The following is a 12,768-nucleotide window of genomic DNA, read 5'->3' as shown; positions in this document are numbered from 1 at the left end:
GCGGTCCCGTGTCGGAACTGCGTTGGGACGAGATCGATGACCAGGCCGTGGACACCGTCCGCGTACTGGCGGCGGATGCGGTGGAGAAGGTCGGCAACGGCCACCCCGGCACCGCGATGAGCCTGGCGCCGGCGGCGTACCTGCTCTATCAGAAGGTGATGCGCCACGACCCCGCCGACACCGGCTGGCTGGGCCGCGACAGGTTCATCCTGTCCGCCGGCCACTCCTCGCTGACCCAGTACATCCAGCTCTACCTGGGTGGATTCGGGCTCGAGCTCGATGACCTGAAGGCGCTGCGCACCTGGGGCTCCCTGACCCCGGGGCACCCGGAGTACCGGCACACCCGCGGGGTGGAGATCACCACCGGTCCGCTCGGGCAGGGGCTCGCGTCGTCGGTCGGATTCGCCTACGCCGCCCGCTATGAGCGCGGCCTGTTCGATCCGGATGCCGACGCCGGCACGTCCCCGTTCGACCACTTCGTCTACGTGATCGCGTCCGACGGAGACATCCAGGAGGGCGTGACGAGCGAGGCGTCGTCGCTCGCCGGTCACCAGCAGCTCGGCAACCTGATCGCGATCTACGACGCGAACCAGATCTCGATCGAGGACGACACCGACGTTGCGTTCACCGAGGACGTCGCCGCCCGGTACGAGGCCTACGGGTGGCAGGTGCAGACCGTCGACTGGAAGAAGACCGGCGAATACGTCGAGGACGTCGCCGAGCTGCATGCCGCGATCGAGGCGGCCAAGGCCGCCACGGACAAGCCGTCGCTGATCGTGCTGAAGACGATCATCGGCTGGCCCGCTCCGAACAAGCAGAACACGGGCAAGGTCCACGGATCCGCTCTCGGGGCGGACGAGCTCGCCGCGACCAAGAAGGTGCTCGGCTTCGATCCCGAGACCACGTTCGAGGTGCGCGACGAGGTCATCGCCCGCACCCGCGCGCTGTCGGATCGGGTCTCGGCGGAGCGCACCGCCTGGCAGCAGGACTTCGATGCGTGGGCCACGGCCAATCCCGACCGCAAGGCGCTCCTCGACCGGGTGCTCGCGGGCGAGCTCCCCGACGATCTCGAGGAGGCGCTGCCGTTCTTCGAGTCCGACAAGGACGTCTCCACGCGTGCCGCGTCCGGCAAGGTCATCAACGCGCTCGCCGCGAAACTGCCGGAGCTCTGGGGCGGATCGGCCGACCTCGCCGAGTCGAACCTCACGACGATCAACGACGCCCCCTCGTTCATCCCCACGCAGTGGTCGACGGGCGAATGGTCGGGCAACCCGTACGGCCGGGTGATGCACTTCGGCATCCGTGAGCATGCCATGGCCGCCATCATCAACGGCATCGTGCTCCACGGTCCCACGCGGGCCTTCGGCGGCACGTTCCTGATCTTCAGCGACTACATGCGGCCGTCGGTGCGGCTGGCGGCGCTGATGGACATCCGCAGCATCTTCGTGTGGACGCACGACTCCATCGCGCTCGGCGAGGACGGCCCCACCCACCAGCCCATCGAGCAGCTCGCCACGCTGCGGGCGATCCCGAACTTCACCGTCGTGCGCCCGGCGGATGCCAATGAGACGGCGGCGGTCTGGCTCGAGCTGCTGCGCCGTCAGGGCGGACCCGCCGGGATCGCGCTGACGCGGCAGAACATCCCCGTGTTCGAACGCGGCTCGGGCGAGGCCACGGGCGACACCCTCGCCGCAGCCGCCGGCGCCGCACGCGGGGCCTACATCCTCGCCGAGGCGGCGAACGGCTCCCCCGACGTCATCCTCATCGCCACCGGTTCCGAGGTGCAGATCGCCGTTGCCGCCCGCACCGAGCTGGCGAAGCAGGGCGTGCACGCCCGGGTCGTCTCGGCACCGTCGCTGGAATGGTTCGCCGAACAGGATGCCGCCTACCGCGACGCCGTGCTGCCGCCCCACATCGGCGCACGGGTCTCGGTCGAGGCGGGGATCGCCCTGACCTGGCGGGACATCGTCGGGGACAAGGGCCGCTCGATCTCGATCGAGCACTTCGGCGCGTCCGCCGACTACAAGACCCTCTTCGCCGAATTCGGCTTCACTCACGAGGCCGTCGTCGCGGCGGCTCACGAGACCATCAAGGAGAACGCATGACCACTCCCACCGCACGTCTGGCCGAGCACGGTGTCAGCATCTGGCTCGACGACCTCTCGCGCGACCGCATCCTGACGGGCAACCTCGCCGATCTGATCGCCACGCGCAACGTCACGGGCGTCACGACGAACCCCACGATCTTCGCGTCGGCGCTCAGCAACGGCGCCGCCTACGAGGCGCAGGTCTCGACTCTCGCCGCCCGGGGTGCCGACACGGCGGAGGCCATCTTCGAACTGACCACCGACGACGTCCGCTCCGCCTGCGACGTCTTCGCCCCGGTGTTCACGGCCACCGACCGCGTCGACGGCCGCGTCTCGATCGAGGTCTCCCCCGACCTCGCCCACGACGCCGACGCCACGATCGCCGAGGCCAAGAAGCTGGCCGCGACGGTCGACCGCCCCAACGTCCTGATCAAGATCCCGGCGACCATGGGCGGGCTGCCGGCGATCACCGAGGTGATCGGTGCCGGGATCAGCGTCAACGTGACCCTGATCTTCAGCCTCGACCGCTACGCGGCGGTCATCGACGCCTACCTGGCGGGCCTCGAGAAGGCGCAGGCCGCCGGCATCGATCTGGCCGGCATCGAGTCGGTCGCCTCGTTCTTCGTCTCGCGCGTCGACACCGAGGTCGACAATCGCCTCGACGCGATCGGCGGCGACAAGGCCGCCAGCCTGAAGAGCAAGGCCGGGATCGCGAATGCGCGGCTCGCCTACGAGCTCTACGAGAAGGCCTTCGCGACGGATCGCGCCAAGGCCCTGCTCGAGGCCGGCGCCAACCTGCAGCGCCCGCTCTGGGCCTCGACCGGCGTGAAGGACCCCGCGCTGCCCGACACGCTGTACGTCACCGAACTCGTCGCACCCGGAACCGTCAACACGATGCCCGAGAAGACCCTCGAGGCGACGTTCGACCACGCCGACGTCACGGGCGACGCCGTGACGGGCGCGTACGACGGGGCACGGGAGGTCTTCGATGCGCTCGCTGACGCCGGCGTCGACCTCGCTGACGTGACCGAGGTGCTCGAGCGCGAGGGCGTCGAGAAGTTCACCGCGTCGTGGCGCGAGCTGGAGCAGACCGTCACGGCCGCGCTCGAGAAGGCGACGGAGAGCGCGCGATGAGCTTCGAGATCCACCTGTCGGGCGCGCCGAAGGCGGCAGCCGACGAGCTGGTGCCGACCCTGGTGGCGGAGCTCGTCGCCTCGGGGATCACCAACGGCGACTCCTCGCTGTGGGGCGCCGCGGCCGAGGACGAGGCATCCAAGCGCCTGGGGTGGGTCAACGCGGTCTCGGTGTCGCGTCCGCTCGTCGACGAGATCCTGCGTGTACGCGCGGAACTGCACCACGGTGGAGTGGACCGGATCGTGCTCGCCGGCATGGGCGGGTCGTCGCTGGCCCCAGAGGTCATCGCCCAGACGGCCGGCGTCCCGCTCGTGATCCTCGACTCGACCGCGCCGGGGCAGGTGCTGGCGGCCATCGACGGAGACATCGACTCGGGCGGGCTCGCCCGCACGGCGCTCGTGGTGTCGTCGAAATCGGGATCGACGGTCGAGACCGACTCGGCGCGGCGCGCGTTCGAGGCCGCCTTCCGCGACCTCGGCATCGATCCCGCCGAGCGGATCATCGTGGTCACCGATCCCGGATCACCTCTCGAGGCATCCGCCCGCGATGCGGGCTACCGCGTCTTCACCGCCGACCCCGAGGTCGGCGGCCGCTACTCCGCACTGACGGCGTTCGGTCTCGTGCCCGCGGGCCTGGCGGGAGCGGACATCGGCGAGCTGCTCGACGAGGCCGAGGCGACGCTGCTCGAGGTCGCGATCGACAGCCCCGAGAACCCCGCGCTCACCCTCGGCGCCGCCATTGCGGCATCCGCCGGCCCCTCCGGCGTTCGTCGCGACAAGCTGGGCCTGGTACCCGACGGCACCCACATCCAGGGTCTGCCCGATTGGATCGAGCAGCTCATCGCGGAATCGACGGGCAAGGACGGCAGCGGCATCCTGCCGATCGTCCTGCTGCCGGTCTCGCCCGAGCTGGAGGCCGTGCTGCACGACGTGCAGATCGTGCGACTCGTCGACGACGCCGAGCACTTCCACGTGCTCGAGCGCCACCCGGGCGAGATCCTCGTCAGCGGCTCACTCGGCGCACAGTTCATCGTGTGGGAGTACGCCACCGCCATAGCCGGGCGCCTCCTCGGGATCAACCCGTTCGATCAGCCCGACGTCGAATCCGCGAAAGTGGCCACGCGGGGGCTGCTCGAGCAGCGACCGGAGCAGGAACCGCCCGCGTTCGTCGTGGACGGGGTGGAGGTGCGTGCAAGCGATCCCGCGCTCACCGCCTCCGGCACGATCGCCGGCGTGCTCGACGCCCTGTGGGAGCGCTTGGGTCCCGACGGGTACGTGTCGATTCAGGCATATGTCAACCGTCTGCAGATCCCCCAGCTGCAGGGTCTGCGCGAGATGGTGGCCGCCGACGCGAACCGGCCCGCCACCTTCGGCTGGGGTCCCCGCTTCCTGCACTCGACGGGTCAGTATCACAAGGGCGGTCCCGCGACGGGTGTCTTCCTGCAGATCACCGAGCGCACGGATATCGACCTCGAGATCCCGGGGCTGCCGTTCACGTTCGGCCAGCTGATCGAAGCGCAGGCCGCGGGCGACGCCTCCGTCCTCGGCGAGCACGGCCGGCCCGTCGTCACGCTGACCCTCACCGACCCGGGCGTCGAGGTGCTGACGCTCTTCGAAGCAGCCCAGTAGCCCGTCAGCCCGTCCTGGGCAGAACAGAGACACCCCTTCTATGCCACCTCTTGAGATCTCCCGCGGCCACAACCCTCTGCGTGATCCCGACGACCGGCGCCTCAACCGGATCGCGGGGCCCAGCGCCCTCGTGATCTTCGGCGTCACCGGCGACCTTTCACGCAAGAAGCTGATGCCGGCCGTCTACGACCTCGCCAATCGCGGCCTGCTGCCGCCCGGCTTCGCCCTGGTGGGATTCGCGCGCCGCGATTGGGAGGACCAGGACTTCGCGAACGTCGTCCGCGAAGCCGTGGAGCAGCACGCCCGCACGCCCTTCCGTGAGGAGACGTGGCACCAGTTGCTGCAGGGCATCCGCTTCGTGTCGGGAGAGTTCGGGGATGCCGACGCCTTCCGCCGTCTGCGGGAAACCGTCGAGAAGCTCGACGTCGAGCGCGGCACGATGGGCAACCATGCCTACTACCTGTCGATCCCCCCCAAGGACTTCCCCCTGGTGGCGACGCAGCTGCGTGATTCGGGCCTGGTCGATGAGAACGCCGACGGCGACGATGCGTGGCGACGGGTCGTGATCGAGAAGCCCTTCGGCCACGATCTCGAGTCGGCCCGCGCGCTGAACGAGTCCCTCGAAGTCGCGTTCCCCGCCGACTCGATCTTTCGGATCGACCACTACCTCGGCAAGGAGACGGTGCAGAACATCCTCGCGCTGCGCTTCGCGAACGAGCTCTACGAGCCGATCTGGAACCGGAATTTCGTCGACCACGTGCAGATCACGATGGCCGAGGACATCGGCGTCGGCGGCCGGGCCGGCTACTACGACGGCATCGGGGCGGCGCGGGACGTCATCCAGAACCACCTGCTGCAGCTCCTTGCACTCACCGCAATGGAGGAGCCGATCTCGCAGGACGCGACGAACCTGCGCGCCGAGAAGGAGAAGGTCCTCGCGGCGGTGCAGCTGCCCGACGACCTCTCCCAGGCGACGGCCCGGGGGCAGTACGCCGGTGGATGGCAGGGCGGCGAGCAGGTGCACGGCTTCCTCGACGAAGACGGGATGCGCGCCGACTCGACCACCGAGACCTACGCCGCACTCAAACTCGAGATCGCGACCCGCCGCTGGGCCGGCGTGCCGTTCTACCTGCGCACCGGAAAGCGGCTCGGCCGTCGGGTCACCGAGGTCGCCGTGGTCTTCAAGCGGGCTCCGCAGCACCTGTTCGCCCGGAGCCAGACGCCGGAACTCGGCCAGAACGCCCTCGTCATCCGCATCCAGCCCGACGAGGGTGTGACCATCCGCTTCGGTTCGAAGGTCCCGGGCGCGGGCACACAGGTGCGCGACGTCACGATGGACTTCGGGTATGGGCACGCCTTCACCGAGGCCAGCCCCGAGGCGTACGAGCGCCTCATCCTCGACGTGCTGCTCGGCGAGCCACCGCTGTTCCCCCGCCACGAAGAGGTCGAGCTCTCGTGGCGGATCCTCGATCCCGTCGAGAAGTACTGGGCCGAGCAGGACGGTGCACTCGAGCAGTACAGTCCGGGTTCGTGGGGCCCGGCATCCGCCGACGCCCTCCTCGCCCGCGACGGCCGCGTCTGGAGGCGTCCATGATCATCGACCTGCCCGAAACCACCGTCAGCAAGGTCGCCCGTGCCCTGGTGAGCACCCGCGAGGAGGGCGGCGCCGTCGCCCTCGGCCGCGTGCTCACGCTCGTCATCGCCACGGACAGCGGTCGCGAAGAGGACGCCATCGAAGCCGCGAACGACGCCTCTCGCGAACACCCGATGCGCGTGATCGTGCTGCTCACCGACGACGACGCTCCCGCACAACTCGACGCGCAGATCCGGGTCGGCGGCGACGCCGGCGCCAGCGAGGTCGTCGTGCTCCGCGCCTCCGGCGACGCTGCGTCCAACGAGGAGTCGCTCGTCACCGGTCTGCTGCTGCCCGACGCGCCCGTCGTCGTCTGGTGGCCCGACGACGCGCCGGACGATCCCTCTGCCGCGCCGCTCGGGCGCATCGCGCAACGCCGCATCACCGACGCCTCGACGGGCTTCCGGCCCGCCCATCTCGACGTGCTCGGAGAGGTGTATGAGCCGGGCGACACCGACCTGGCCTGGACGCGTCTGACGCGCTGGCGCGAGCAGCTGGCCGCCGTGCTCGACCAGCCGCCGTACGAGCCGGTCACCGAGGTCGAGGTGATGGGAGCGAGCAGTTCACCCTCGACGGCGCTGCTCGCCGCCTGGCTCCGCAGCAGCCTCGATGTGCCGGTGAGATGGCGATGGATGCCGGCGGAGGAATGGAGCGAGGGCATCAAATCCGTACGCCTGACCCGCGCCTCGGGCGATATCCTGCTCGAACGCTCCAACCCCGAGATCGCCTGCCTGACACAGCCGGGCCAGCCCGCCCACGACCTGGTGCTGCCACGCCGCACGCTGCGAGAGTGCCTGGCGGAGGAGTTGCGCCGGCTCGATCCCGACCTGTTGTACGGCCGCGTGATCCGCGAGGGCTGGCATCTGCTCGATGCACCCGAGAGCGGTGAACCGCATGTCGTCTGACGCGGGCACCGACCGCCGGGTCGTCGTCGGAGCCGATCGCGACGTCGTCGTCTCGGTCGTCGCGATGCGCCTCGTCGAGATGCTGACCGAGCTCGTCGAGCAGAAGGACCCCGTGCACGTGTCGCTGACCGGCGGAGGCGCCGGCATCGGCGTGCTCGCCGAGATCGCGGCTCACCCCGCGGCGCAGCGCCTGCCGTGGGACCGTGTGCACTTCTGGTGGAGCGACGAGCGATTCGTCGCCCACGACGACGACGAGCGCAACGAGAAGCAGGCCCGCGTTGCGCTCCTCGATGCCCTTCCCGTGCCGGCGGCGAACATCCACGCCATCGCGGCCTCGGACGAGGTCGGCAGCGCCGAGGATGCCGCCGCGGCCTATGCAGAAGAACTCGCGCGGTTCCCCTCCCCCGGCACCGGCGCACAGCTCGCGTGGCCGAGCTTCGATGTCTGCCTGCTCGGGGTGGGGCCGGACGCTCACGTCGCCTCGCTGTTCCCCGACCGCGCGGAGATCTCGATCACGGATGCCGCCGCCGTCGCCGTGCACGATTCACCCAAGCCGCCGCCCGTGCGGGTCACCCTCACCCGCCCGGTGATCAACGCGTCGCGCCACGTGTGGCTCGTGCTGACGGGAGCGGAGAAGGCGTCGGCGCTCGGGCTGGCTCTCGCGGGCGCGAGCTATCAGAGCGTCCCGGTGGCGGGAGCGAAGGGGCGCGAGAGCACCGTCTTCTTCGTCGACGTGGATGCCGCCGCCGAGGTGCCCGAAGACCTGATCGATCCCGACTGAGCGGGGTCGCGTCCGCTCAGCTCTGGCCGCGGCGCTCGCGCAGCTGGCGCAGCGCGTCGTCGAGCAGCTGGGTCGCCTCTTCGTCGGTGCGCCGCTCTTTGACGTAGGCCAGATGCGTCTTGTAGGGCTCGGTCTTGGACACCGCGGGAGGATTGCTTCGATCACGCCCGGCCGGCAGGCCGGTGTGGGGGCTGTCGATCACCTCGGGGATCTCATCGTCGGGGATGCCTGCGGCGAAGTGCCGCACGATCTCATTGCCCGTCGCGTCCCAGTAGGACACCGCGACGCGGTCGGCGTGATAGCCGTGGTCCTGTTCTCCCATAGGTCCGGCGCCCACTCGGGTGCCACGGATCGCATTGCCGCCTGTCGCCATGATCTACAGTCCTTGGTACTTCGTGATGAGCCCGAGTCCGACGATCGTGATGAACCACGCCAGGGCCAGCACGATCGTGAATCGGTTGAGGTTGCGCTCGGCCAGACCCGACGAACCGAGGGCGGAGGTCATGCCGCCGCCGAACATGTCCGACAGTCCCCCGCCGCGCCCCTTGTGAAGGAGGATCAGCAGGGTCAGCAGCAGGCTCGTCAGGCCGAGCACCACCTGGAGAACGAACTCGAGAATCTGCACCGGGTAAGCCTTTCACGTCGCGCCCCGTCATCTGGGCACGCCGTCGTCAAGTATACGTGCTCGCGTCAGACGCCGACGTGCTTCTGGAAACGGATGATCGCCGAGAACTCGTCGACCTTGAGACTCGCGCCTCCCACCAGCGCACCATCGACGTCCGGCTCGCGCATGAAACCGGCGATGTTCGCTGCGGCGACCGACCCCCCGTAGAGCACACGCGTCTTCGCCGCGGCATCCTCTCCGAGCGTCTCGGAGACAACCTCGCGCAAGGCCGAACACACCTGCTGCGCCTGCTCGGGCGTGGCCGCCTGCCCCGATCCGATCGCCCAGACCGGTTCGTAGGCGACGACGATGTCGGCCCCCGCGGTGACGCCCTTCAGCGCCCGCCGCAGCTGTGCCGCGGGCACCGCGCTGGCACCGTGCTCCTCGAGGTCGGCGGCCGTCTCCCCGACGCAGATCACCGGCACGAGACCATGCCGGAGGGCCGCCGCGGTCTTCGCCGCGACGACGTCATCGGACTCGTCGTGGTGCTGGCGCCGTTCGGAGTGCCCGATGATCACGTACGAGCAGTCCAGCTTGGCCAGGAACTGGCCGGAGATCTCGCCGGTGTAGGCGCCCGAGTCGTGCGCGGACAGATCCTGCGCGCCATGGGCGAACTCGATCTTGTCGGCGGCGATCAGCGTCTGCACGCTGCGGAGGTCGGTGAAGGGCGGGAAGAGGGCCACCTCGACGCTGCCGCTCTCGTGTCCGGCGTCGCGCAGCGACCAGTCCAGCTTCTGCACCAGGGCGATGGCCTGCTGGTAGTCGAGATTCATCTTCCAGTTGCCGGCGATGAGCGGTGTGCGTGTGGCTACTGCCATCCGAGGACCTCCAGTCCGGGGAGTTGCTTACCCTCGAGGAACTCGAGGCTGGCGCCTCCGCCCGTCGAGATATGTCCGAAGTCCTCGTCCGCGAACCCGAGCTGCCGCACCGCCGCCGCCGAATCGCCCCCTCCGACGACCGATAGACCGTCGACCTGAGTGAGGGCCTTCGCGACGGCGGTGGTGCCGGCGGCGAACGCCGGCATCTCGAACACCCCCATGGGGCCGTTCCAGAACACCGTGCGGCTGTCGCGGATGGCGTTCGCAAAGGTCGCAGCGGTGTCCGGGCCGATGTCGAGGCCGATGCCGGATGCGCCGAACTCCGTGTCCTCCAGTGCCACGGCGTCCGCGACGACGTGAGGCGCGTCCGCCGCGAACCCGGCCGCGACGACGGCATCCGTCGGCAGGATCAGCTCTACCCCGCGTTCACGTGCATCGGCGATATAGCCCTTCACCGTCTCGAGCTGGTCGGACTCGAGCAGGCTTGCACCCACCTTGTACCCCTGCGCGGCGAGGAAGGTGAACATCATCCCCCCGCCGACGAGCAGGCGATCGACGCGCGGCAGCAGGTGCGAGATGACCCCGAGCTTGTCACTCACCTTCGACCCGCCCAGCACGACCGTGTAGGGGCGCTGGGGGTTCTCGGTCAAGCGGTCGAGTACCTCGAGTTCGGCAGCGATGAGAAGGCCCGCGGCGGAGGGCAGCATCTCGGCCAGCTCGTAGACGCTCGCCTGTTTGCGATGCACGACCCCGAACCCGTCCGAGACGAGAGCGTCGCCCAGCTCGGCCAGCCGGCGGGCGAACGTCTGCCGTTCGACGACGTCCTTTGACGTCTCGCCGGGGTCGAAGCGGAGGTTCTCGAGCACCGCGACGTCGCCGTCTTCGAGCGCCGCGACCGCGTCGCGTGCGGATTCGCCGGCCGTGTCCCGACCGAACGCGACGGGCATCCCGAGCAGCTCCGACAGGCGCTGCGCCACCGGCTCCAGACTGTACGCCGGGTCGGGGCTGCCGTCGGGCCGCCCCAGGTGGGAACACACGACGACCCGGGCGCCGGCCCGGATCAGTGCGTTGAGCGTGGGCAGCGACGCACGCACGCGGCCGTCGTCGGTGATCACGCCGTCCCGGAGCGGGACGTTCAGATCACAGCGGACGATGACGCGCTTGCCCGCGAGCGACCCCAGTGATTCGAGGGTGCGCAGAGCCATTGCCGGGGCCTAGAGGCGCTCGGCGACGTACTCGGTGAGGTCGACGAGACGGTTGGAGTAGCCCCACTCGTTGTCGTACCAGCTCGAGACCTTGACGAGGTTCCCGCTGACGTTCGTCAGCTCCGAGTCGAAGATCGACGAGTGCGGGTTGAGCTGGATGTCGCTCGAGACGATAGGGTCTTCGGTGTACTCCAGGATGCCGTTGAGCCGGCCCTCCGCCGCGGCGGCCTTGTACGCGGAGTTGATCTGCTCGACGGTCAGGCCCTCCGTGGGCGTGACGATCGTGAGGTCGACGATCGATCCCGTCGGCACCGGGACCCGGTACGACGATCCGCTGAGCTTTCCGTTCAGCTCGGGCAGCACGAGACCGATGGCCTTGGCTGCACCCGTGGATGCCGGGACGATGTTGATCGCCGCGCCGCGGGCGCGGCGCAGGTCGCTGTGCGGGCCGTCCTGCAGGTTCTGGTCGGCGGTGTAGGCGTGCGCCGTCATCATGAAGCCGCGCTCGATGCCGAAGTTGTCGTTGAAGACCTTCGCGAGCGGGGCGAGACAGTTGGTGGTGCACGACGCGTTCGAGATGATGACGTCGTTCGCGGGGTCGTAGGTCTCTTCGTTGACGCCCATGACGATGGTCGCGTCGTCGCCCGTGGCGGGAGCGGAGATGAGCACCTTCTTGGCGCCACCGGCGATGTGCTTCTTGGCGTCCTCCGCCTTGGTGAAGCGTCCGGTCGATTCGACGACGATGTCGACTCCGAGCTCACCCCACGGCAGGTTCGCGGGGTCGCGCTCGGCGAAGACCTTGATCGTCTTGCCCCCGACCGTGATCGACTCCTCGTCATAGGAGACATCGGTCGACAGCGGTCCACCGACCGAGTCGTAGGTGAGCAGGTGGGCGAGGGTCTTGTTGTCGGTGAGGTCGTTCACCGCCACGATGTCGAGGTCTGCACCCTGCGCGAGAGCCGCGCGAAGGTAGTTTCGTCCGATCCGGCCGAAGCCGTTGATGCCGATCTTCACAGACACGGTTGTCTCCCGATTCTCGTCGCGCTTCGAAGCGCCTTCTTCGACGCGGTGGTGAAGCGCGCCGTGGTGGAGGGGAAGAGGATGCCGGGGCCCCGAAATGCGGGGCCCGGCGGCATCCTCACCTGGTCAAGACCCTAGCAGCAGACCCTTCGTCTGCTCACGGGCGGTCTGGAAACGCTTCTGCACATCGGCCCAGTTCGCGATGTTCCAGAACGCCTTGACGTAGTCGGCGCGGACGTTCTTGTAGTCGAGGTAGTACGCGTGCTCCCACACATCGAGCAGCAGCAGCGGCACGGTGCCGGCGGCGAACTGCGACTGCTGGTCGAAGAACTGCTGGATGATGAGGTTCTCGCCGATCGAGTCCCAGAACAATCCCGCCCAGCCGGAGCCCTGCACGCCCAGCGCAGCCGCGGTGAAGTGGCTTTGGAACTTGTCGAAGGAGCCGAAGTGGTCGTCGATCGCCGACTGCAGGTCGCCGGTCGGCTTGTCGCCGCCCTCGGGCGAGAGGTTCGTCCAGAAGATCGAGTGGTTCGTGTGCCCGCCCAGGTTGAAGGCCAGATCCTTCTCGAGCTTGTTGACGTACGCGAAGTCGCCCTTCTCGCGGGCCTCGGCCAGCTGCTCGAGGGCCGTGTTGGCGCCGGAGACATACGCCTGGTGGTGCTTGTCGTGATGCAGCTGCATGATCGTCGCGCTGATGTGCGGCTCGAGCGCTGCGTAGTCGTAGGGCAGATCGGGCAGAGTGTACGTCGCCATAGTCGCCTTCTTTTCGTGTCGAGGCCGCGGCCCGCAGGACGGGCGCGGCGCGCGTTGCGGATGTACGTCCGACGCCATCCTACTGACCACCACCGACGACGACAGGGGGTTGCGGGCGATCGCCGCGTTCACCTACGGGCG

General features: G+C 69.0%; 12 protein-coding genes. 6 read left to right on the top strand and 6 right to left on the bottom strand.

Annotation, left to right across the window (positions count from 1 at the left end; genetic code table 11):
* Positions 1-8 precede the first annotated feature (8 nt).
* The 6 genes from tkt to pgl are packed head-to-tail and all read left to right on the top strand — an operon-like array spanning position 9 to position 8,167.
* Positions 9-2,105: a transketolase gene (tkt, locus tag M4I32_RS00420; protein WP_319032517.1), complete on the top strand. Its 2,097-nt coding sequence runs from the start codon at positions 9-11 to the stop codon at positions 2,103-2,105.
* A complete protein-coding gene (gene tal, locus M4I32_RS00415; protein WP_319032516.1) occupies positions 2,102-3,220 on the top strand; it encodes a transaldolase in 1,119 nt (372 codons plus the stop codon). The genes tkt and tal overlap by 4 nt, the downstream gene beginning before the upstream one ends.
* On the top strand, positions 3,217-4,848 hold the full coding sequence (locus M4I32_RS00410; protein WP_319032515.1) for a glucose-6-phosphate isomerase: 1,632 nt from the start codon (positions 3,217-3,219) through the stop codon (positions 4,846-4,848). Before tal ends, M4I32_RS00410 begins: the two co-directional genes overlap by 4 nt.
* A gap of 40 nt (positions 4,849-4,888) precedes the next feature.
* Positions 4,889-6,442 carry a glucose-6-phosphate dehydrogenase gene (gene zwf / locus M4I32_RS00405; protein ID WP_319032514.1) on the top strand — a complete coding sequence of 518 codons (1,554 nt, stop codon included), beginning with the start codon at positions 4,889-4,891 and terminating at the stop codon, positions 6,440-6,442.
* Complete coding sequence (locus M4I32_RS00400; RefSeq protein ID WP_319032513.1) at positions 6,439-7,386, top strand: glucose-6-phosphate dehydrogenase assembly protein OpcA; 948 nt, start codon at positions 6,439-6,441, stop codon at positions 7,384-7,386. Before zwf ends, M4I32_RS00400 begins: the two co-directional genes overlap by 4 nt.
* Complete coding sequence (gene pgl / locus M4I32_RS00395; protein WP_319032512.1) at positions 7,376-8,167, top strand: 6-phosphogluconolactonase; 792 nt, start codon at positions 7,376-7,378, stop codon at positions 8,165-8,167. The genes M4I32_RS00400 and pgl overlap by 11 nt, the downstream gene beginning before the upstream one ends.
* A gap of 16 nt (positions 8,168-8,183) precedes the next feature.
* Here the strand turns inward: pgl and M4I32_RS00390 are convergent, their stop codons facing one another.
* From M4I32_RS00390 to M4I32_RS00365, 6 genes are all read right to left on the bottom strand, one after another.
* A complete protein-coding gene (locus tag M4I32_RS00390; RefSeq protein WP_319032511.1) occupies positions 8,184-8,540 on the bottom strand; it encodes an RNA polymerase-binding protein RbpA in 357 nt (118 codons plus the stop codon).
* Between the two features lie 3 nt (positions 8,541-8,543).
* Positions 8,544-8,792, bottom strand: a complete 249-nt coding sequence (gene secG / locus M4I32_RS00385; protein WP_319032510.1) for a preprotein translocase subunit SecG — start codon at positions 8,790-8,792, stop codon at positions 8,544-8,546.
* 65 nt (positions 8,793-8,857) lie between these two features.
* Positions 8,858-9,649 (bottom strand): triose-phosphate isomerase, encoded by a 792-nt coding sequence (tpiA, locus tag M4I32_RS00380; protein WP_319032509.1) that lies wholly within the window; start codon positions 9,647-9,649, stop codon positions 8,858-8,860.
* The gene (locus M4I32_RS00375; RefSeq protein WP_319032508.1) at positions 9,640-10,854 is read right to left on the bottom strand and encodes a phosphoglycerate kinase; all 1,215 of its coding nucleotides are present in this window, start codon (positions 10,852-10,854) and stop codon (positions 9,640-9,642) included. Before M4I32_RS00375 ends, tpiA begins: the two co-directional genes overlap by 10 nt.
* 9 nt (positions 10,855-10,863) lie before the next feature.
* Positions 10,864-11,874: a type I glyceraldehyde-3-phosphate dehydrogenase gene (gap, locus tag M4I32_RS00370; RefSeq protein WP_319032507.1), complete on the bottom strand. Its 1,011-nt coding sequence runs from the start codon at positions 11,872-11,874 to the stop codon at positions 10,864-10,866.
* Between the two features lie 126 nt (positions 11,875-12,000).
* Positions 12,001-12,627 (bottom strand): superoxide dismutase, encoded by a 627-nt coding sequence (locus M4I32_RS00365; protein ID WP_319032506.1) that lies wholly within the window; start codon positions 12,625-12,627, stop codon positions 12,001-12,003.
* Positions 12,628-12,768 lie beyond the last annotated feature (141 nt).

Source organism: Microbacterium sp. LRZ72 (assembly GCF_033792225.1).
Classification (GTDB): domain Bacteria; phylum Actinomycetota; class Actinomycetes; order Actinomycetales; family Microbacteriaceae; genus Microbacterium.
Note: the sequence above shows the minus strand (reverse complement) of the source record. Positions and strands in the feature narration are given on the sequence as shown.